General features: G+C 73.9%; 3 protein-coding genes. All 3 read left to right on the top strand.

Annotation, left to right across the window (positions count from 1 at the left end):
• Nucleotides 1-38 precede the first annotated feature (38 nt).
• On the top strand, nucleotides 39-326 hold the full coding sequence (locus AB0L56_RS18900; protein WP_365424664.1) for an acyl carrier protein: 288 nt from the start codon (nucleotides 39-41) through the stop codon (nucleotides 324-326).
• An 82-nt stretch (nucleotides 327-408) separates the two neighbouring features.
• The gene (locus tag AB0L56_RS18895; RefSeq protein WP_365424662.1) at nucleotides 409-22,173 is read left to right on the top strand and encodes a non-ribosomal peptide synthase/polyketide synthase; all 21,765 of its coding nucleotides are present in this window, start codon (nucleotides 409-411) and stop codon (nucleotides 22,171-22,173) included.
• Between the two features lie 8 nt (nucleotides 22,174-22,181).
• The coding region (locus tag AB0L56_RS18890; RefSeq protein ID WP_365424660.1) for a condensation domain-containing protein at nucleotides 22,182-23,578 on the top strand (1,397 nt) is incomplete at its 3' end.

Genomic DNA, 23,578 nt, shown 5'->3' with positions numbered 1-23,578 from the left:
CGACCGCTGTCCTACCGACATCCCGACGGGAGATCCCCATGTCCGAGAGCACCGTCCCGAGCGCCACCGCCGCCGACAACGACGACCTGCGCGGCTGGCTGGTGGAGCGCGTCGCCGAGCACCTGAAGATGCAGGCCGCCGACATCCGGTCCGACGTACCGCTCAGCGACTACGGCCTGGACTCCGTGTACGCCCTGTCCGTGGCCGCCGAGATCGAGGACCACCTCGGCTTCGCCGTCGACCCGACCATGATGTGGGACAACCCCACGGTGGACGCCCTCCTCGCCGCCGTCGGCGAGGAGCGTGCCCGCAGCGAAGCCGCCTGAGCGGCCTGCCGCGCCGCACCACACCTTTTTCACGCACACCGCCGTCCACGCACACCGCAGCGCCCTGGGGGATGGGAAGCCCGTGTCCGACGTCAGCAACACGTTCCACACCGTGTCCGCCGCGCAGACTGGCATCTGGGTGGCCCAGCGCATGGCACCCGACAACCCCTTATACAACTGCGGTGTCACCTACACGCTCACCGGACGGCTCGACGAGCACGTCCTGCGCCGGGCCGTCACCCAGGCCGTGGCCGAGACCGAGACGCTGCGCACCCGGTTCCACGACACGGCGGACGGCCCCCGGCTGACCATCGAGCCGGCCGGCGAGCCCGAACTGCACGTCGTCGACCTCACGGACCGGACCGACCCGCAGGCCGAGATCGAGGCATGGACCGCCGCCGACCTCGCCCGGGCCACCGACCTCAGCCATGAAGCGCCCTACACGCACGCGTTGTTCACCACCGGGGAGCAGCGCAGCGTCCTGTACTTCCGCTACCACCACATCATCCTGGACGGCTTCGGCCAGCACCTCTACATCCGGCGGCTCGCGGAGCTGTACACCGCGTTCGAACAGGGCATGGCCCCGTCCCGGTCAACCGCCGCACCCCTCGCCGACCTGCTCGCCGAGGACGCCGCCTACCTCGCCTCCCCCCGGCATGCCACGGACGCCGCCCACTGGCTGGCCGAGTTCGCCGACCACCACGAGGGCACCCCGCTCGCCGGGCGGGTCGCCGCCGCCACACCGAGCACCCTGCGCCTAGTCACAGCCCTGTCGCCGGAGGTCCTCGGCGGATTCGCCGACGGCGGTGTCGGCCGCCTGTCCGCGACGGTCGTCGCCGCCACCGCGGCCTATGTGCACCGCCTGCTCGGCCGTTCCGACGTCATTGTCAACATGCCGATGGCCGCCCGGCGTTCGCGCGCGGAACTCGGCACACCCGCGATGCTCGCCAACGAGGTCCCCGTCCGCCTCACCGTCCACCCGGATACCGTCTTCGGCGACCTCGTGGACCAGGCGGAGGAGCGGATCCGCCGGACCATCCGGCACCAGCGCCACCGCGGCGAGACCTTGCGCGCCCGGCTCGGCCTGTCCGCCGAGGCCGGCGCCCTGACCGGCCCGCAGATCAATGTGATGGCCTTCGAGCAGGAGACCCGTTTCGGTGCCTGCACCGCCGTGCGCCGCCAGCTCGCCAACGGCCCCATCGCCGACCTCACCGTCAACGTCTACCGCACACCCGGCACCGGGGAGACGCAGCTGGAGTTCTGCGGCAACCGCGAGCTCTACCCTGAGGACGAACTCGCCCGCCACCAGGACAGGTTCATCGCCTTTCTGCGGCGCGCCGCGGCCGCCCCCGGTCAACCGGTCGCCGGCCTGGAGCTGCTCACCGAAACCGAACGCAACACGCTCCTCGGCGCCTGGAACGCCACCGCGCGCGAGCGCACGGCCGCCACCCTCCCCGTGCTGTTCGAGGCGCAGGTCGCCCGCACCCCCGACGCGCCCGCCCTCCACCACGACGGCGGCACGCTCACCTACGCCGAACTCAACACCCGGGCCAACCGCCTCGCCCACCTGCTCATCGCCCGGGGGACGAGCCCCGACCAGCACGTCGGACTCGTGCTGCCGCGCTCCGCGGACCTGGTCGTCGCGCTGCTCGCCGTCCTCAAGTCCGGCGCCGCCTACCTGGCCGTCGACCCGGACTACCCGGCCGACCGCATCGCTCACATGCTCGGCGACGCCCGCCCCGGCCTCGTCCTGACCACCGCGGAACTCGCCGCCGGCCTGCCGCCGCACGGCGGCGACGCGCTGATCCTCGACGGCCTCGACACCGCCGACCGGCCCGCGCACAACCCCACCGACGCCGACCGCCCCCGGCCGCTGACCCCCGCCCACCCGGCGTACCTCATCTACACCTCCGGATCCACGGGCGTTCCTAAGGGAGTGGCCGGCCTCCACGAGGGCGCCGTCAACCGGCTGCTGTGGTTCGGGGAGGAGTTCCCCTTCGACGGACGGCCCGTGCTCGCCAAGAGCTCCCTCAGCTTCGTGGACGGCACCACCGAACTCCTCGGCCCGCTCGTGCACGGCGCGCCCGTCATGCTCTGCGGCCCCGAGGCCGCCCGCAGCGCCGCCGCGATGACCGACCTCGTCGCCCGGCACGGCATCGGACGCATCACCCTCGTACCCAGCCTGCTCGCCGAGCTGCTGGAGGGTGACGACACCGCTGCGCTCGCGCCGTGCACGCTGTGGGTGACCAGCGGCGAGGCCCTGCCCCCGGCCTACGCCGACCGGTTCCGCGCCGCGCTGCCCGGCGCCCGCCTGCTGAACCTCTACGGATCCTCCGAGGCCAGCGGTGACAGCCTGTACGCCGATGTCACCGATGGCACCGTCCGGATCGGCCGCCCCATCGCCAACACCCGCGCCTTCGTCCTGGACGACTCCCTGCGCCCGGTCCCGGCCGGCACCGTCGGCGAGCTGTACGTCGCGGGCGCGGGCCTGGCCCGCGGCTACCTCGGCCGGCCCGGCCTGACCGCCGAACGGTTCATGGCTTGCCCCTTCTCCACCGTGGGCGAGCGCATGTACCGCACCGGCGACCTGGCCCGCTGGACCGCCGACGGGCAGCTCGAATACCTCGGACGCGCCGACCAGCAGGTCAAGGTGCGCGGCTTCCGCGTCGAACCGGCCGAGATCGAGGCGGCCCTCGCCGCCCACCCCGCGGTGGAGCACGCCGCCGTCGTCCTGCGCGAGGACCGACCTGGCGACAAGCGGCTGGTGGCCTACGTCGTCGGCGACGCCGACACCGGCGAACTGCGCGCCCGGGTGGCCCACGCCCTGCCGGACTACATGGTGCCGTCCGCCTTCGTCACGCTGCGGGCGCTGCCGCTCAACCCCAACGGCAAGCTGGACCGGGCCGCCCTGCCCGCACCCTCCTACACCGCACGGGGCGGCGCCCCGCGCACCGCCACCGAGGCCCGGCTGTGCGCCCTGTTCGCCGAGGTCCTCGGCGTGCCCGAAGCCGGCGTCGACGACAGCTTCTTCGACCTCGGCGGCGACAGCGTCCTGGCCCTGCGGCTGGTCTCGCGTGCCCGTCGCGCGAATCTTGCCCTCACCGCCCGTGACGTCTTCGTGCACCGCACCGTCGAAGCCCTGGCCGCGGTTGCCCGCACCGTGGCGGACACCGGGACGTACACCCTCCCCGACCCCCTGCCCCCGCACGAACTCGCCCTCGTCGACGCCCCGTCCGGCGCCCGTGTCCTGCCGCTGGCGCCCCTGCAGGAAGGCCTGCTCTTCCACAGCGTCTTCGACGAGGACCAGCCCGACCTCTACACCGTCCAGGCCGTCCTAGAACTCGGCGGCCCCCTCGACACCGCCGCCCTGCGCGCCGCAGCGGCGACCCTGCTGCACCGGCACGACGCGCTGCGCGCCGGTTTCCGGCACGAGGGACTGAGCCGCGCTGTCCAGGTCGTACCGGCCGAAGTCCCCCTGGAATGGCGGGAGGAGACCACCGACGGTGAGCAGGCGGTGGACGTGCTGCTCGCCCGGGAACGTGCCACGCGCTTCGGCTTGGACCGGCCGCCACTCGTCCGCTTCCTGCTCATCCGCACGGCGGCCGAGCACCACGTACTGGCGCTGACCGCCCACCACACCGTCGTCGACGGCTGGTCGCTGCCCGTCGTCGTCCGTGACCTGCTCCACGCCTACGCGGGCGAGCGGCCCCTGCCCGAAGTGCGGCCCTACGCCGACTACTTGGCGTGGCTCGCGGCGCGGGACACCGAGGCCGCCCGGCAGGCCTGGACCGCCGCGTTCGACGGATTCGAGGAGCCCGCCCGGCTGGCACCGGCCGTGCCCGGCCGTACCCCGGTTCTTCCCGCGCGCGTGGAGCACGACCTGCCCGCCGAGCTCACCGCCCGCCTGGCCGGGCGCGCCCGCGAACTCGGCGTCACCCTGAACTCCCTGACCACGGCCGCCTGGTCACTGGTCCTGTCCCAGCTGCTGGGCCGCACCGACGTGGTGTTCGGCACCACGGTGGCCGGCCGCCCCGCCGAACTCGGCGGCGTGGAGGACATGGCCGGCCTGTTCATCAACACGCTGCCCCTGCGCGTCCGGCTGGACCCCGCCGAACCCCTCGGCTCCCTCGCTGCACGCATCCAGCACGAGCGCGCGGCTCTGCTGGAGCACCAGCACGTCGGTCTCGCCGACATCCAGCGGTGGACCGGGCTCGGCGAACTCTTCGACACCTCCATGGTGTTCGAGAACTATCCCCTGGACCGGGCCGCCCTCGGCACCCTGGCCGGCGAGGCCGGCCTGCGGCTCGTGGACGCCCGCGCCCATGAGGGTGCCCACTTCCCGCTGAGCCTCGTCGTCCACCCCGGCGAGCGGCTCCGGCTCCGGATCGACCACCAGCCCGACCTGATCGATGCTGCCGAGGCCGAGCGGACCGTCGCCCGGCTCGCCCGCGTCCTGGAGCAGTTCGCGACCGGCCCCTCGACGCCCGCAGGACGCGCGGAGGTCCTCGCCGACGCCGAGCGCGCCACACTGCTCGACACGTGGAACGCGACCGGCCGCACCGTTCCCGCAGAGGCGCTGGCGCAGCTCTTCGAGGCCGTCGCGGCCCGCTCCCCTCACACCACGGCCGTGGTCTGCGGCGTACGGGAACTCACCTACGGCGAGCTCAACGCCCGCGCCAACCGTGTGGCCAGGCTGCTGGTCGAGCAGGGGGCGGGCCCCGGACGCAGGGTCGCCGTCCGGCTGCCGCGCTCCGCCGACCTGGTGACCGTGCTGCTCGCCGTGGCCAAGTCGGGTGCGGCGTACGTACCGCTCGACCCGGACTTCCCCGCCGACCGCATCACGTACATGATCGAGGACTCCCGGCCCGTCCTCGTAGTGGACGAGCGCTGGCTGGAGGCCGCCCGCACCGAGGACCGCGCACCGGACAACCTGGCCCCGGTCCCGCCGCACAGCCCCGCCTACGTGATCTACACCTCCGGTTCAACCGGCCGCCCCAAGGGCGTGGTCGTCGGGCACGCCGCCCTGGTCAACTTCCTCGACTCGATGGCCGGGCTGTTCGCCCTGACCGCCAATGACCGGCTCCTCGCGGTCACGACCGTGGGCTTCGACATCGCCGCCCTGGAGCTGTACCTGCCGCTGCTGGCAGGCGCACGCGTCGTGCTCGCCGACAAGGACACCACCCGGGACCCGCACGCCCTGGCCGAACTGATCGGCACCTCCCGGGCGACGGTGATGCAGGCGACGCCCAGCCTGTGGCGCGCCCTCGTCGACGAGTTCCCGACGGCGCCCGCCGGGCTGAACGTCCTCGTCGGCGGCGAGGCACTCCCCGCCGACCTCGCCGACCGCCTGCTGGCCACCGCCCGGTCGGTCACCAACCTCTACGGCCCCACCGAGACCACCGTCTGGTCCACGGCCGGCGAGGTCGCCGGCCACAGCGCCGCACGCGGCTCCATCGGCCGCCCCATCGGCAACACCCGCGTCTACGTGCTGGACGCGGCGCTGCGCCCGGCGCCCGCCGGAGTGGCGGGCGAGCTGTACATCGCCGGTGCGGGCCTGGCCCGCGGCTACCTGGACCGGGCCGCCCTCACCGCCGAGCGCTTCGTCGCCGACCCCCACGGCACGCCCGGCACCCGCATGTACCGCACCGGTGACCTGGTGCGCTGGTCGGCCGACGGCGAGCTGGAGTACCTCGGCCGCGTCGACCACCAGGTCAAGGTGCGCGGCCACCGCATCGAGCCCGGCGAGATCGAGGCCGTCCTGCTCGGCCACGAGGCGGTGTCCCGGGCGGCCGTCGTGGTGCGCGAGGACCGCCCCGGCGACAAGCGCCTGGTGGGATACGCCGTGGGCACCGCCGCCCCCGAGGAGCTGCGCGCCCACCTGGCGCGGACCCTGCCGGAGTACATGGTCCCGTCGGCGTTCGTCACGCTGGACGCGCTGCCGCTGACTCCTAACGGCAAGCTGGACCGGGCGGCCCTGCCCGCCCCCGACTTCGCCGGCGCCGTCTCGGACACGGCACCCCGCACCGCGCTGGAGAAGACGCTGTGCGCCCTGTTCGCCGACGTCCTCGGCGTGCCCGACGTCGGCGTCGACGACAGCTTCTTCGCCCTCGGCGGCGACAGCATCGTCGCCGTCCGCCTGGTCGGGCGGGCCCGCCGGGCCGGACTGCGCATCGCCGTCAAGGACGTCTTCGCCCACCGCACGGTCGCCGCGCTCGCCGAGGCCGTACCGCAGGAAGCGGACGACGCCGTGGCCGACGTATCCGGCGACACCCCCCTCGGCATTCCCCTCGGTGAGGCCGAACTGGCCGCGCTTCGCGCGCAGTTGCCCGCATCGGCCGAGGTGCTGCCGCTGACCCCGCTGCAGGAGGGCCTGGTCTTCCACAGCGTCTTCGACCAGGACGCCCCCGACGTCTACACCGTGCAGGTCGCCGTCGAACTCCTCGGCGCGCTCGACGTGCCCGCCCTGAAGGCGGCCGCCGCCGCGCTGCTCGCCCGGCACGACGCGCTGCGCGCCGGCTTCCCCACCGAGGGTCTCAGCCGCCCCGTGCAGCTGATCCACGCCGACGTACCGCTGAACTGGCAGGAGACCGAGGCCGCGGGCGAAGAGGCGCTGAACGGGCAGCTGGCCGGCGAGCGCGAGCGCCGCTTCGACCTCGACCGGCCCCCGCTCGTCCGCTTCCTGCTCGCCCGCACCGGCACCGAGCGCGCCGTGCTGGCCCTGACCGTGCACCACGCCGTACTGGACGGCTGGTCGCTGCCCGTGCTGCTGCGGGAGCTGCTGGAGCTGTACCGCAACACCTCCGCGCTGCCCGCGGCGCGACCCTTCGGCGACCATCTGCGCTGGCTCGCGCACCGCGACCGGGACGCGGCCGAACGGGCCTGGCGGGAGGCGTTTGCCGACGTCGAGGAGCCGACGCGGATCGCCGCCGCGCCCGCCGGCCGGGTTCCGGTCCGGCCGGAACGCGTGGAGACCTCCCTGCCCGCGCCCGCCACGGCGGCCCTCACCGCCCGCGCCCGTGCCCTGGGCGTCACCCTCAACTCCGTGGTCGAGGCGGCCTGGGCGCTCACGCTGTCGCGCACCCTGGGCCGCGACGACGTCACCTTCGGCGTGACCGTCTCCGGACGGCCCGCCGAGATCGACGGCATCGAGGACGGCGTCGGGCTGTACATCAACACCGTGCCGCTGCGCGTGCGCCTGCACCCCGCCGAGCCGCTCGGCGACCTGCTGCGGCGCGTGCAGGACGAGCGGCAGCGGCTGCTGGAGCACCAGCACACCGGGATCGCCGACATCCAGCGGTGGGCGGGGCTCGGCGAACTCTTCGACACCTCCGTGGTGTTCGAGAACTTCCCGCTGGAGGCCGCCGCCTTCACCGAGCTCACCGCAACGGCCGGCCTCCGGGTCGGCGAGGTCCGCGCACACGACGCGGTGCACTACCCGCTCGGCCTGATCGCGGTCCCCGGCGACACCCTGCGGCTGCGCCTGGACCACCAGCCCGACCTCGTCGACCGCGCCACCGCGCAGGCCGTCGCGGACCGGCTGGTGCGCGTCCTTCAGGCGCTCGCCGACCGGCCCAGCCGGCCCACCGGACGCCTGGATGTGCTCACCGCCGACGAGCGGAGGCTGACGCTCGACACCTTCAACGACACCGCCCACGAGATCGCGCCGGCCACCCTGCCCGCCGCGTTCGAGGCGCAGGCCGCCCGCACCCCGGACGCCACCGCCGTCGTCTTCGAGGACACCCGGCTGACGTACGCCGAGCTCAACGAGCGCGCCAACCGGCTCGCCCGGCTCCTGGTGCGGCACGGCGTCGGCCCCGAGCGGCGGGTGGCGATCGCCCTGCCCCGCTCCCTCGACCTCGTCGTGGCCATCCACGCGGTGGTGAAGGCGGGCGGCGCCTACCTGCCCGTCGACACCGACTACCCGGCGAGCCGCATCGCCCGGCTGCTCACCGACGCCGCCCCCGAACTGGTGCTGACCCGAGGCGACGTGGCCGGCCGGCTGCCCGCGTCCGCCGCCGCCCACCTGCTCGTCGACGAGGCCGACACCGCCGGACTGTCCGGCGCCGACCTCACCGACGCCGACCGCACCGCGCCGCTCGGCCTCGCCCACCCCGCCTACGTCATCTACACCTCCGGCTCCACCGGTCGGCCCAAGGGCGTCGTCGTCAGCCACGCGGCCATCGCCAACCGCCTGCTGTGGATGCAGGACGCGTACCGGCTCGACGCCACGGACCGGGTCCTGCAGAAGACCGCGTTCGGCTTCGACGTGTCGGTGTGGGAGTTCTTCTGGCCGCTCGCCGTGGGCGCGGCCCTGGTCGTCGCCCGGCCCGAGGGGCACCGTGACGCCGCCTACCTCGCCGGGCTGATCCAGGCGCAGCAGGTCACCACCGTGCACTTCGTGCCGTCCATGCTCCAGGCCTTCCTCCAGGAGCCCACGGCGGCCCACTGCACCTCGCTGCGCCGCGTCGTGTGCAGCGGCGAGGCCCTGCCGCGCGACCTGCAGCAGCAGTTCCACCGGCTCCTGCCGGCCGGACTGCACAACCTGTACGGCCCCACCGAGGCCGCCGTCGACGTCACCACCTGGGACTGCGCCCCGGACGACACCGGCACCTCGGTGCCCATCGGCCGGCCCATCTGGAACATCCGGATGCGGGTGCTGGACAGCGGGCTGCGGCCGGTACCGGTCGGTACCCCCGGCGAGCTGTACATCTCGGGCACGGGCCTGGCCCGCGGCTACCTCGGCCGCCCCGACCTTACCGCCGAGCGTTTCGTCGCCGACCCGCACGGGCCCGCTGGCACGCGCATGTACCGCACCGGTGACGTCGCCCGGTGGCGAGCCGACGGCGCGCTGGAGTACCTCGGACGCACCGACCACCAGGTGAAGATCCGCGGCCTGCGAGTCGAACTCGGCGAGATCGACGCCGCGCTGGCCGGCCACCCGGGCGTGGCCTGGGCCCAGACGGTGGTGCGCGAGGACCGCCCCGGCGACCGCCGCCTGGTCGCCTACGTCCTGACCGCGCACGGCACGGTCGAGCACGGCGCGCTGCGCGACCACCTGGCCGCGACGCTGCCCGACTACATGGTGCCGTCCGCCTTCGTCACCCTCGACGAACTGCCGCTGACGCCCAACGGCAAGCTGGACCGCAGGGCACTGCCCGCCCCGCAGCTGCCGGCCTCCGGCGGCGGCAGGGAGCCGCGCACCGAGACCGAGCGCGCCCTGTGCGCCCTGTTCGCGCAGGTGCTCGGTCTGCCCGCGGTGGGCGTCGACGACGGGTTCTTCGACCTCGGCGGCGACAGCATCATGTCGATCCAGCTGGTTGGCCGCGCCCGGCAGCAGGGGCTCGTCCTCACCGCGCGCGACGTGTTCGAGCAGCGCACCGTCGAAGGACTCGCCGCCGTCGCGGCGCGGGCCGGATCCGGCGCCACCGGGGAACCGGATGTCGCGGTAGGCGCGCTGCCACTGCCGCCCATGGCCCACTGGCTCGCCGAACGCGGCGGTCCCGTCGACGGATTCGCCCAGTCCCTCGCCGTGCGGGTGCCCGCCGCACTCGGCCGCCGGGACCTGCTGACGGCCCTGCAGGCCGTCCTCGACCACCACGACGCCCTGCGAATGCGCCTGGCCGACGGCGAGCCCTGGTCGCTCACGGTCGGTGAACGCGGTTCGGTGGCGGCCGGTGCCCTGCTGCGCCGGGTCGGCGCGGAGGGGGCCGGTGACGCCGAGCTGGACGAACTCATGACCGAGCACGCCGCGGCCGCCCGGTCCCGGCTCGCGCCCCGCGAAGGCGTGATGCTCCAGGCCGTGTGGTTCGACCGGGGCCCGGCCGCGTCCGGCCGACTGGTCCTGGTCGCCCACCACCTGGTGGTCGACGGCGTGTCCTGGCGCGTCCTGCTGCCCGACCTCGCCGAGGCCTGGCAGGCGGCCGGCACGGGCCGTGCCCCCGCGCTCGCCACGCCGAGCCTGTCCTACCGCTCGTGGTCGCGACTCCGCCACGCGGCAGCCGCCGACGGGACGTACCGGGACCAACTGCCTTACTGGCGGGAGGTCCTGGCGGGATCCGCGGCCACGACGGACATGCCGGCCCCAGATCCGGTGGCCGACGGTGTCCCCGCTCTCGATCCGGTGCTCGACACGCACGGCACCGCCGCCTCGCTGCGACTCAGGCTGCCCGTCGAGGTGACCCGGGCCGTTCTTGCCACCGCGGCCGCCCGCTACCGGGTGCGGCCCGACGACGTCCTGCTCGCCGCGTTCGCGGCGGCCGTCACCGCCTGGCGCGGCACCGACGACCCGACCGTGCTGGTCGACCTGGAGGGCCACGGCCGTGACGCGATGGGCGCGGACGACGCCGATGTCTCCCGCACCGTGGGCTGGTTCACCAGCCTGTACCCGGTACGGCTCGACGCCCGCGTGCTGGACGCCGAGGCGCGCGCCGGACTGCGATCGGGCGGCCCCCAGGCCGACCGGCTGCTGAAGCGCACCAAGGAACTGCTGCGCGCGGTGCCCGACCACGGCCTCGGCTACGGCGTCCTGCGCCACCTCGACGCACAGACTCGCGCCGAACTTGCCGCGCTGCCCTCGCCCGCGCTCGGCTTCAACTACCTGGGCCGCGCCTCCACGGGCGACGCGTCGGACTTCGGTGTCGTGCCCGGCAGCAACGGCATCGGCGGCTCCGCCGACGCCGGCCTGCCCCTCGCCCATGCTGTGGAACTCAACGCGCTGGCCGAGGATGGCCTCGACGGGCCCGAACTCGTCGCTACCTGGACCTGGGCGAGCCGCCTGTTCGACGAGGACCGCGTGCGCCTGCTGGCCGAGGAGTGGTTCGAGGCCCTGCGCGGCCTCGCCGCCCTGGTAAACCGGCCGGACGCGGGCGGTCTGACGCCCTCCGACATCGCCCCCGCACGGCTCGGCCAGCGCGAGATCGAGGAACTGGAGCGGCGATTCGCCGGCGGCCTGGAGGACGTCCTGCCGCTGTCCCCCCTGCAGGAGGGGCTGCTCTTCCACCACTCCTTCGACGAGGAGTCCGGCGACGTCTACACCGTGCAGCTCGCCGTCGACATCGAGGGCGAGCCGGACACCCACCGGCTGCGCGCCGCCGCGGCCGCGCTGCTGAGGCGCCACCCCAACCTGCGGGCTGCCTTCCTGCACCAGAACCTGAGCGCCCCCGTGCAGGCCGTGCTGCGCGATGTCCCGCTGCCCTGGCAGGAGGCCGACCTCGGCGCGCTGACCGAGGCCGAGCGGGAGCGGCAGGACCGGCGGCTGCTGGACGCCGACCGGACCCGCCGCTTCGACCCCACCCGGCCCCCGCTCGTCCGGTTCACCCTGCTGCGGCTGAGCGACAGGCGCCACCGGCTGGCGATCACCTCGCACCACGTGCTGTGGGACGGCTGGTCGCTGCCCGTCGTCGTCCGCGAACTGCTGGAGCTGTACCGGGGCGAGCGCCCGCTGCCGCCGGTCAGGCCCTACCGGGACCATCTCGCGTGGCTGGCCGGCCAGGACCGAGCCGCCGCCGAGGCCGCCTGGCGCGAGGCCTTCGCCGGATTCGAGGAGCCGACGCTCGTCGCCGCCCCCGACCCCGGCCGCACCCTGCTGCTCCCGGGCACCGTGGAGGCGGTCCTGCCCGCCCAGGTCACCGCACGGCTCACCGAGCGGACGCGGGCCCTGGGCGTGACGCTCAACTCGGCCGTCCAGGCGGCCTGGGGACTGGTCCTCGCCCGCCAGCTCGCCCGCGACGACGTGACGTTCGGCGTCACCGTCTCCGGCCGCAGGGCCGAGGCGGACGGCGCGTGGGACACCATCGGTCTGTTCATCAACACCGTTCCGGCACGGCTGCGCATCGACCCAGCCGAGCCCCTCGGCGAGCTTCTGGCGCGTGCCCAGCGCGAGCAGGCGCGGCTGCTGGAGCACCAGCACCTCGGGCTCGCCGACATCCAGCGCGCCATCGGCCTCGGCGAACTCTTCGACACCTCCCTCGTGTTTGAGAACTACCCCCTGGACGCCGAGACCCTGAACACGGTCGCGGCCGGCACCGGCCTCAAGCTCACCAGGGCCCGCACCCGTGACGCCGTGCACTACACCTACGGCCTCGTCGCCACTCCCGGAGACGAACTGCACTTCCGCCTCGACCACCAGCCCGGCCCGGTCACCGAGCAGGCGGCACACACTGTCATGGACCGCCTGCTGCGCGTCCTGACGGCCATGGCCGAGGCACCGGAGCTGCCCGTCGGACGCGTCGACGCGCTCGGCGCCGATGAGCGTCGGATGCTGCTGGACGACTTCAACGCCACTGAGCGTCCGGTGCGTCGCGACAGCCTTCCCGGGCTGTTCCAGGCACAGGTGGCGCGTACCCCGGATGCGACGGCGGTGGTGTTCGAGCGTGTCCGGCTGAGCTATGCGGAGCTGAACGCGCGGGCGAACCGGCTGGCGCGGCTGCTGGTCGAGCGGGGTGCGGGTCCGGAGCGGTGTGTGGCGGTGTCGCTGCCACGCTCGGCCGATCTGGTGGTGACGCTGCTGGCGGTGATGAAGGCGGGGGCGGTGTACGTCCCGGTCGATCCGGAGTATCCGGCCGAGCGCATCGCGCACATCCTCGACGACGTCGCGCCCGTACTCGTCGTCGACCAGGCGTGGCTGGCCGCGGCGGACATCGCGGGCCACGCCGCGGACGATCTCCCGTCGGTCGCTGTGACGTCGCTCGCCTACGTCATCCACACCTCGGGTTCGACCGGCCGTCCGAAGGGCGTCGCGGTCTCCCACCACGGCACCGCGAGCCTGGCCGCCGGGCAGATCGAGCGCTTCGCCGTCACCGCCGACAGCCGGGTGCTGTCGTTCGCCTCGCCGAGCTTCGACGCGGCCGTCTCGGAGCTGTGCATGGCGCTGCTCGCGGGTGCCACGCTGGTGTTGGCGCCTGCGGAGCGGCTGCTGCCGGGCCCGGCGCTGACCGAACTGGTGCGTGCGGAGGGGATCACCCACATCACCCTGCCGCCGTCCGGGCTGGCGGTGCTCCCGGACGACGCGCTGCCCACGGTGACAACCCTGGTCGTGGCGGGTGAGGCCTGCCCGCCGGATCTGGTGGCGCGCTGGTCCCGTGACCGGCGGATGATCAACGCGTACGGGCCGACGGAGTCGACGGTGTGCGCCAGCATGAGCACCCCGCTGGCCGGTGCGATCGTGCCGCCGATCGGCGCCCCGATCGTCAACACCCGCCTGTATGTCCTGGACCCGGCTCTGCGGCCGGTTCCCGTCGGTACGCCGGGCGAGCTGTACATCGCGGGCGCGGGTCTGGCCCGCGGGTACCTGAACCGCCCGGAGCTGACCGCGGAGCGCTTCGTCGCCTGCCCCTACGGCGCACCCGGTGAGCGTATGTACCGCACGGGTGACCTGGCCCGCTGGACCGCGGACGGTGAGCTGGAGTATTTGGGCCGCGCCGACGACCAGGTCAAGATCCGTGGCTTCCGGATCGAGCCGAGTGAGGTGACCGCCGTCGTGGCGGACCACCCCGCCGTGGCCCGCGCGGCGGTGGTCGTACGGGAGGACCAGCCCGGTGACAAGCGCCTGGTCGCCTACGTGGTGCCCGCACCCGGCGCGGACGCCGACCCGGTGCGCCTGCGCCGGCACGCCGCCGAACGGCTGGCGGCCCACATGGTGCCCTCGGCGTTCGTCGCCCTCGACAACCTGCCCATCACCCCGAACGGCAAGCTGGACCGCAAGGCCCTGCCCGCCCCCGCATACGCGGCGATGTCCACGGCCGGATACCGCGGCCCGCGTTCCCCGCGCGAGGAGATCCTGTGCGGCCTGTTCGCCGAGGTGCTCGGCGTGGAGCGGGTTGGTATCGACGACGGCTTCTTCGACCTGGGCGGCCACTCCCTGCTGGCCACCCGACTGGCCAACCGCATCCGTGCCACCCTCGGCGAGGAGCTGCCGGTACGCCGCCTGTTCGAGACGCCCACCGTCGCCGGACTCGCCGCCTGGCAGGGCACCGGCCCCTCCCGCGCCGCCGCGCGGGCGGACGAGCGCCCCGAAAGGGTGCCGCTGTCCTTCGCGCAGGAACGCCTGTGGTTCCTCAGCCAGTTCGACGTGGCGTCCGCAACCTACAACATCCCGGCCGCGCTGCGGCTGACCGGCGACCTGGACCGCGCCGCGCTGGAAGCCGCGCTGGCCGATGTGGTGGCCCGGCACGAGCCGCTGCGCACTGTCGTCGTCGAGGACGCCGACGGCCCCTACCAGCGGGTGCTCGACGCCCGCGAGGCCGCACCCCGCCTTCGGGCCGAGGCCGCCGACGACGCCGTACTTGGTGAGAGGCTGGCCGAAGAGACCCGCCACGCCTTCGATCTGGCAGCCGAACTCCCCCTTCGGGTGCGGCTGTTCGAGCTCGGCACGCGGGAGCATGTGCTGCTGCTCGTCCTGCACCACATCGCCGGTGACGGCTGGTCGGTGGGACCGCTCGCGCGGGACCTGGCCGCCGCCTACGCGGCCCGCCGTGCCGGGCACGCCCCGAGCTGGGACGAACTGCCGCTGCACTACGCGGACTACGCCCTATGGCAGCGCCGTACGCTCGGCTCCGCGGCCGACGCGGACAGCCTGCTCGCGCGCCAGCTGACGTTCTGGAAGGACGCGTTGGCCGGTCTGCCCGAGGAGCTGGAGCTGCCCACCGACCGCCGCCGGCCCGCCGTGTCCTCGTACACCGGCGGCGTGGTGGAGTTCGAGGTGCCCGGCGCCCTGCACAAGCGGCTGACCGCGCTGGCGCGCGAGCTGCGCGCCACCCCGTTCATGGTGGTGCGAGCCGCCCTAGCGACCCTGCTGTCGCGGCTGGGCGCCGGGACCGACATCCCGATCGGCACCCCGGTCGCCGGGCGCGCCGACGACGCCCTGGAAGGCCTGGTCGGGTTCTTCGTGAACACGCTGGTGCTGCGCGCCGACCTGTCCGGCGAGCCGTCCTTCCGTGAACTGGTGGGCCGCGTCAAGGAGTTCGACCTGGCGGCCTACGCCCACCAGGACGTGCCCTTCGAACGGCTCGTCGACGCCCTCAACCCGGCCCGCTCCATGGCCCGCCACCCCCTCTTCCAGACCTCGCTGACCTGGAACGACACCACCGAGCAGGCGCTCGGCGCGCTGCGCGGCCTGCCCGGCCTCGCCGTCCGGCCCGAGCCGGTGGATACCACGGCGGCGAAGTTCGACCTGTCCCTCGTCTTCGAGGAGCGGCGTACCGCCGACGGCACCCCCGCGGGACTCTCCGGCAGCCTCGCCTACAGCGCCGACCTGTACACGCACGACAGTGCCGCGATCCTCACCCGGCGCCTGGTGCGCGTCCTGGAGGCCGTGCTGGCCGACCCCGAGCGGCCGGTCACCCGCATCGACGTCACCGACGCCGCCGAGCGCGCCCGGCTGCTGGCCGCGGCCGGCACCGGCGGCACGCCCGCTCCGGCCCGGTCGCTCGCCGAGCTCTTCGAGGAGCGCGTCGCCCTCGCCCCCGAGGCGGTCGCCGTCACCTGCGACGAGCGGTCGCTGACCTACCGCGAGCTGAACGAGCGGGCCGACCGGCTGGCGGACCACCTCGTGGCGCACGGCGCGGGCCCGGAGCGGTTCGTCGCGGTGTCCCTGCCGCGCGGCCTCGACCTCGTCGTGGCCCTGCTGGCGGTCGTGAAGTCCGGGGCGGCGTACGTCCCGGTCGACCCCGGCTACCCGCAGGAGCGCATCGCCTACATCCTCCAGGACACCGCCCCCGTCCTGGTCGTCGACGAGGAGTGGCTCGCCACGGCCGCCACCGGGCAGCCCGCCGCCGGCGCGGGCGACCGCCTCCCGGCTGGCCCGGCGCACCCCGCGTACGTCATCTACACCTCCGGCTCCACCGGCCGCCCCAAGGGCGTCGTGGTCCCGCACGCGAACGTGGTGCGGTTGTTCACCGCGACCGAGGACACCTACGGCTTCGGCCCGGACGACGTGTGGACCCTGTTCCACTCCGCCGCGTTCGACTTCTCGGTGTGGGAGCTGTGGGGTCCGCTGCTGCACGGCGCCCGGCTCGTCGTCGTGCCGTTCGAGGTCAGCCGCAACCCGGTGGAGTTCCTGCGGCTGCTCGTGCGCGAGCGGGTCACCGTGCTCAACCAGACCCCCTCAGCCTTCTACCAGCTGATGCAGGCCGACCGGGACCACCCCGGCCTCGGCGACCGGCTCGCGCTGCGCTGGGTGGTTTTCGGCGGCGAGGCGCTCGACCTCGGCCGGCTGGAGAGCTGGGGCCGCCGACACGGCGACACGGACCCGGTGCTGGTCAACATGTACGGCATCACCGAGACGACCGTCCACGTCAGCGTGCGCGCCCTCGACTCCACCGCCTGGACGGCCCAGCACCGCAGCCTGATCGGCGGGGGCATCCGCGACCTGCGGGTGTACGTCCTCGACGACGCCCTGCGCCCGGCCCCGGCCGGCGTCACCGGCGAGATGTACGTCGCCGGTGCCGGTCTGGCACGCGGCTACCTGAACCGTCCCGGGCTGACCGCGGAGCGGTTCGTGGCCTGCCCGTTCGGGGCGCCGGGCGAGCGTATGTACCGCACCGGCGACCTGTCGCGGTGGACCGCGGACGGCGAGCTGGAGTACCTGGGCCGCGCCGACGACCAGGTCAAGATCCGCGGCTTCCGCATCGAGCTCGGCGAGATCGAGAGCGTCGTCCTGGCCCACCCGCGGATCGCCCAGGCCGCCGTCGTCGTCCGCGAGGACCGGCCCGGCGACAAGCGCCTCGTCGCCTACGCCGTACCCGACGGCGACACTCTCGACACCGCCTCCGTACGGGCCCGACTCACGGCCGAACTGCCCGAGTACATGGTGCCGTCGGCAGTCGTGCCCCTCGCCGCGCTGCCGCTGACGGTCAACGGCAAGCTGGACCGCAAGGCGCTGCCCGCGCCCGAGTACGGCACGCCGGACGCGGCCGGGTACCGCGCTCCGCGCTCGCCGCGCGAGGAGATCCTCTGTGGTCTGTTCGCCGAGGTGCTCGGTGTGGAGCGGGTCGGTACCGACGACGGCTTCTTCGATCTGGGCGGTCACTCGCTGCTGGCCACCCGCCTGGTCAACCGCGTTCGCGCCACGCTCGGCGCGGAGCTGTCGGTGCGGAACCTGTTCGAGGCGCCCAGCGTCGCCGGCCTGGCACCGGTCCTGGACCCGACCGCGAGCGGCACCCTCCGCCCGGTCGCCCGGGCCGAACGCCCCGAGCGGCTGCCGCTGTCGTTCGCCCAGCGCAGGCTCTGGTTCCTACACCGCTTCGAGGGTCCGTCCGCCACGTACAACATTCCGCTGACCCTGCGCCTGACCGGCGACCTCGACCGGGCGGCCCTGGAAGCGGCCCTGGCCGACGTGGCAGCCCGGCACGAGACACTGCGCACCGTCTTCGCTGAGGACGAGCAGGGCCCGTACCAGGTCGTCCTCGACCAGGCGCGCCCCGCGCTGCACTCGGTCACCTTCGAGACGGAACTGCGCGCGGCCGCCCGGTACGCCTTCGACCTCGGTGCCGAGCTCCCGCTGCGCGCCGTGCTGTTCTCACGCGACCGCGAGCACGTCCTGCTGGTAGTGCTCCACCACATCGCCGGCGACGGCCGGTCCGCCCTCGTCCTCGCCCGCGACCTCGCTGCCGCCTACACGGCCTGCCGCGCCGGTCACGCCCCCGACCGGGACGAACTGCCCGTCCAGTACGCCGACTTCACGCTGTGGCAGAACGACGTGCTCGGCTCCGAGGACGACCCGGACAGCCTCGTCTCCCGCCAGCTCGCCTTCTGGCAGGAGGCCTTGGTCGGACTGCCCGAGGAACTCGACCTACCCGCCGACCGGCCCCGTCCGGCCACGGCGTCGTACACCGGTGACGTCGTGGAGTTCGAGGTGCCGGCGGCCCTGCACGAGCGGCTGGCGGCGCTGGCGCGCGAACTGCGCGCCACCCCGTTCATGGTGCTCCAGGCCGCGCTGGCCACGCTGCTGTCGCGGCTGGGCGCGGGCACCGACATCCCGATCGGTACGCCGATCGCGGGCCGCGCCGACGACGCGGTGGAGGACCTGGTCGGGTTCTTCGTGAACACGCTGGTGCTGCGCACCGACCTGTCCGGCGAGCCGTCCTTCCATGAACTGGTCGGGCGGGTCAAGGAGTTCGACCTGGCGGCGTACGCCCACCAGGACGTGCCCTTCGAGCGGCTCGTCGATGCGCTCGACGTCACCCGCTCGACCTCCCGGCACCCGCTGTTCCAGACCGTCCTCACCCTCGACGACACCGCCGAACAGGAGGCCCTCGCCCAGGTCGCCGACCTGCCCGGACTCGACGTCGCCCCGTACCGGCTCGACACCGGCGTCGCCAAGTTCGACCTGTCCTTTGGCTTCGTCCGCGCCCACACGGACGGACCCGGACTTACCGGCCGCCTCGAATACGCCGCCGACCTGTACGACCGGACCACGGCCCGCACCCTCGCCGACCGGCTGGTGCGCGTCCTGGAAGCGGTCCTCGCCAGCCCCGACGCCCCCGTCCGCCGGGTCGACGTCCTCGGCGCCGAGGAACGCCGGCTGCTGGTCGACGGCCGCAACGACACCGCCCGGCCCACCCCGGCGGCCACGCTGCTCGGGCTCTTCGAGGCCAACACCGCGGCCACGCCGGACAAGACGGCCGTCGTCGGCGACGGCACCGAGCTGACCTACGCCGAACTCTCCGCCCGTGCCCACCAGTTGGCACACCGGCTGCGCCGGGCCGGCGTGCGACGCGAGACCCGGGTCGCCCTGCTGACGGAACGCTCCGTCGACCTGGTCGTCGCCGTCCTCGCCGTCCTCAAGGCCGGCGGCGTCTACGTGCCGCTCAGCGCCACCTACCCGGACGAGCGGCTGCGCTGGATCATCGGCGAGACCGGCACCCCGCTGATCATCACCGACCGGGCCCAGCGGGAGCGGGCCGAGACCGTCGCCGGCCCGCTGGACGTCCTCGTCGTCGACGACCCGGCCACTGCCGACGCCCTCGCCCAGGAGGACACCTCCGCACCTGTATTCGTCCCCACACCCGACGACCTGGCCTGCGTGATGTTCACCTCCGGCTCCACCGGCCTGCCCAAGGGCGTCGCCGCGACCCATCGGAACATCGCCGACCTCGCCCAGGACCAGTGGTGGACGTCCGACTGCGCCGAACGCGTCCTGCTGCACTCCCCGCACGCCTGGGACGCACTCACCCTGGAACTCTGGGTCGCCCTGCTGTGCGGCGGCAGCGTCGTCGTCGCGCCCGCCGGCGACCTCGGCGTCGAGGCCATCGGCGCGCTCATCACCGGACACGGGATCACCGGACTGTGGCTGACCGCCGGCCTGTTCGCGGTCCTCGCCGAGGAGCAGCCCGACTGCTTGAGGGGCGTGCGCCAGGTGTGGACCGGCGGCGACGTCGTCCCACCCGCCGCCGTGCGCCGCGTCCTGGAACGCTGCCCGCACATCGAGGTGGTCAACGGCTACGGCCCCACCGAGACCACCGTGTTCGCCACCCGCAACCCGGTCGGCGCGGCCGACGCCCAGCGGCTGCCCAGCGTCGTCCCCATCGGACGCCCGCTGGACAACATGCGCATGTACGTCCTCGACACCGCCCTGCATCCCGTGCCCGACGGCGTCCCCGGCGAGCTGTACGTGGCTGGCAGCGGCCTCGCCCGCGGCTACTGGGCGCGCCCGGACCTCACCGCGGAACGCTTCGTGGCCTGCCCGTTCGGCGCGCCCGGTAAGCGCATGTACCGCACCGGAGACCTGGTGCGCTGGAACACCGGCGGACAGCTGGAGTTCGTCGGCCGCGCCGACGACCAGGTCAAGGTGCGCGGCTTCCGTATCGAACTCGCCGAGATCGAGGCCGCCCTCGCCGCCCACCCGGGCATCCGGGCGAGTGCGGTCGTCGTCCGCGAGGACCAGCCCGGCGACAAGCGCCTGACCGGCTACGTCGTCCTAGCGGACGCGCCTGTCGACCTCACCGAGGTCCGCGCCCACCTCGCCGCCCGGCTGCCCGACTACATGGTGCCCACCGCCCTGGTGCCGCTGCCCGAACTGCCCCTGACCACCAACGGAAAGCTGGACCGCAAGGCGCTCCCGGCCCCCGACTACACCCCCCGCTTGGCCGGACGGGCCGCCACGGGGCCGGTGGAGGAGACGCTGTGCGCGCTCTTCGCCGAGGTCCTGGGCGTGCCCGGGATCGGCGTCGATGACAGCTTCTTCGACCTCGGCGGCGACAGCATCGTCTCCATCCAGCTCGTCAGCCGGGCCCGCAAGGCCGGGCTCACACTCACCCCGCGCGACGTGTTCGACCACCGCACGGTCGCTGCGCTCGCCGAGGCGATCACCGGCCGCACACCCGCCGCGGTCGACGACACCCCGCAGGTACCCGCCACCGGGCCCGTCCCGCTGACCCCGATCATGCACTGGCTCGCCGAACGCGGCGGCCGCCTCGACCGGTTCAACCAGTCCGTCGTGATCCAGGTCCCCGCGGGCATGGCCCACGACGATCTGCGCGGCGCCCTGCAAGCCGTACTGGACCGGCACGACGCCCTGCGCATGCGCTGCGCCACCGACGACTCCGGTCTGCCGCACGCGGACATCCCGCAGCCGGGCACCCTCGACGCGGCGCACCTCCTGACCCGCGTCGACGCCGCGGACGCCGACCCCGGCACCCTGCACGGGCTGCTCACCGAGCACGCACAGGCAGGCCTCGACCGGCTCGCGCCCGCCGACGGCGTCATGCTCCAGGCCGTCTGGCTGGACCGCGGCCCGCACACGCCCGGCAGGCTCCTGCTCCTCGCCGACCACCTGGTCGTCGACGGGGTCTCATGGCGCATCATCGTCTCCGACCTGGCCGAGGCCTGGCAGGCGGCCGCCACCGGCGGCACCCCTGAACTCGCCCCCGTCGGCACGTCCTTCCGGCACTGGGCCACCGCCCTGCACACCGCCGCGACGGACCCGGCACGCACCGACGGACTCGCCCACTGGGCCGACACCCTGCGCGGCAGCGAGCCGCCGCTCGGCACGGACACCCTGGACCCGGCACGCGACACCCACGCCACGTCCGGTTCTCTCACGCTCACGCTGCCCGCGGACGTCACCGAGACCGTGCTCACCACCGTGGGCTCCGTCTTCGGCACCGGTGTCACCGACGGACTCCTCACCGCCCTCGCCCTGGTTCTCGCCGACCGGCCCGGCCCCGGCGGCCCCGGCCTCCTCGTGGACGTCGAGGGACACGGCCGCGAGGAACACCTCGTCCCCGGCGCCGACCTGTCCCGCACCGTCGGCTGGTTCACCAGCCTCTACCCCGTGCGCCTGGACCCGGGCCCGCTGGACCGCACGGCCCACGAGGACGCCTTCGCCGGCGGCCCCACCGCGGGCCGCGTCCTGAAGACCGTCAAGGAGCAGCTGCGCGCCGTCCCCGACAACGGAGTCGCCTACGGCCTGCTGCGCCACCTCAACCCCAAGACGAAGACCGTGCTCGCCGAACTCGCGCGACCGCAGGTGGGATTCAACTACCTGGGCCGTGTCACGGCCCTGGAGGCCGCCGACTTCACCGCCGTACCCGGCGTCGGCGCACTCGTCCCCGGCGACGACCCCGGCACACCCCTGACCCATGTGCTGGAACTCAACGCCCTCACCCAGGACGGCACCGACGGGCCAGAACTCGTCGCCACCTGGACCTGGGCCCGGCGGCTGCTGTCCGAGACCGAGGTACGCCAGGTGGCCGAGGGCTGGTTGGCCGCCCTGCGGGGCCTCGCCGAGCACGCCCGGCATCCCGACGCGGGGGGTCTCACCCCGTCGGACGTGTCCCTGGTGACCGTCAGCCAGGACGAGATCGACGCATTCGAAGACGACTTCTTCGCAGACCAGGAAGACGAGTGAGGAAAGCCGTGAGCCGTAAGTCCCGTTCCATCGAGGACATCCTGCCCCTTTCGCCGCTGCAGGAAGGTCTCATCTTCCACAGCGTCTACGACGACAGCGGCGCCGACATCTACACCGTCCAGCTCGTCTTCGACGTCGAAGGAACCCTGGACTCCGCCGCGCTGCACACCGCGGCGCAGGCCCTCGTCCGGCGCCACACCAACCTCCGCGCGGGCTTCCGCCAGCGCAAGACCGGCGAGTGGGTCCAGGTCGTCCTCGGCGACGCCCCACCGAGCTGGACCGAGACCGACCTCGCCGGCCTGCCCGAGGCCGACCGCGAGGCCGAGGCGGAGCGGATCATCACCGAGGACCGCGCCCACCGCTTCGACATCGGCCGGCCGCCGCTGCTGCGGTTCACCCTGATACGCCTCGCCCCCGAACGGCACCGGCTCGCGCTCGCCGTCCACCACGCCGTCCTCGACGGCTGGTCACTGCCGGTCCTCCTGCGCGAACTCCTCGCTCTGTACGTCTCCCGAGGCGACGCCGACGCCCTGCCCCGCCCGCGCCCCTACCGCGAGTACCTCGCCTGGCTGGCAGGGCGGGACCGCAGCGCCGCGCTGGACGCCTGGACCCATGCCTTCGAGGACTTCGACGAACCGTCCAGGATCGCCCCTGCGGCCCCCGGCCGCACCCCGGTCGTCCCGGACAAGGTCGAGTTCAGCCTGCCCGCCGAGGCCACCCGCGTCCTGGCCGACCGCGCCCGCACCCTCGGCGTCACTCTGAACACTGTCGTCCAGGGCGCCTGGGGCCTTGCCCTGTCCCACCTCCTCGGCCGCACCGACATCGCCTTCGGCGTCACCGTCTCCGGCCGCCCAGGCGACCTCGCCGGCGTCGAGGACATGGTGGGCCTCTTCATCAACACCCTGCCCCTGCGGCTGCGCCTGGACCCCGCCGAGTCCCTCGGCGACCTCCTCCGGCGCCTACAGCGCGAACAGTCCGCCCTCCTGGAGTACCAGTACCTCGGCCTGGCCGACCTCCAGCGGGCCATCGGCAAGGGCGAACTCTTCGACACCTCCATGGTGTTCGAGAACTACCCCCTCGACAGCGCGGGCCTCGACTCCTCGGCCGACGTGGGCGGCCTGCGCCTGGCCTCCGCTCAGAGCCGCTCGGCGATCCACTACACCTACGGCCTCGTCGCCCACCCCGGTGAGGAACTCCGCTTCCGATTGGACTTCCAGTCCGACCTCGTCGACCGCGAGTCGGCGGAGGCGTTGGCGGGGCGGTTGGTGCGGGTGTTGGAGGCCGTGGCTGGTGATCCGGGTGTGCGGGTTGGTGGTGTGGAGGTGCTCTCGGATGCCGAGCGGGGTTTGGTGTTGGGGGAGTGGATCGACACCTCTCGTGATGTTCCGGTTGCTGGGTTGCCGCA

Source organism: Streptomyces sp. NPDC052079 (assembly GCF_040680275.1).
In the GTDB taxonomy this organism is placed as follows: domain Bacteria; phylum Actinomycetota; class Actinomycetes; order Streptomycetales; family Streptomycetaceae; genus Streptomyces.
Note: the sequence above shows the minus strand (reverse complement) of the source record. Positions and strands in the feature narration are given on the sequence as shown.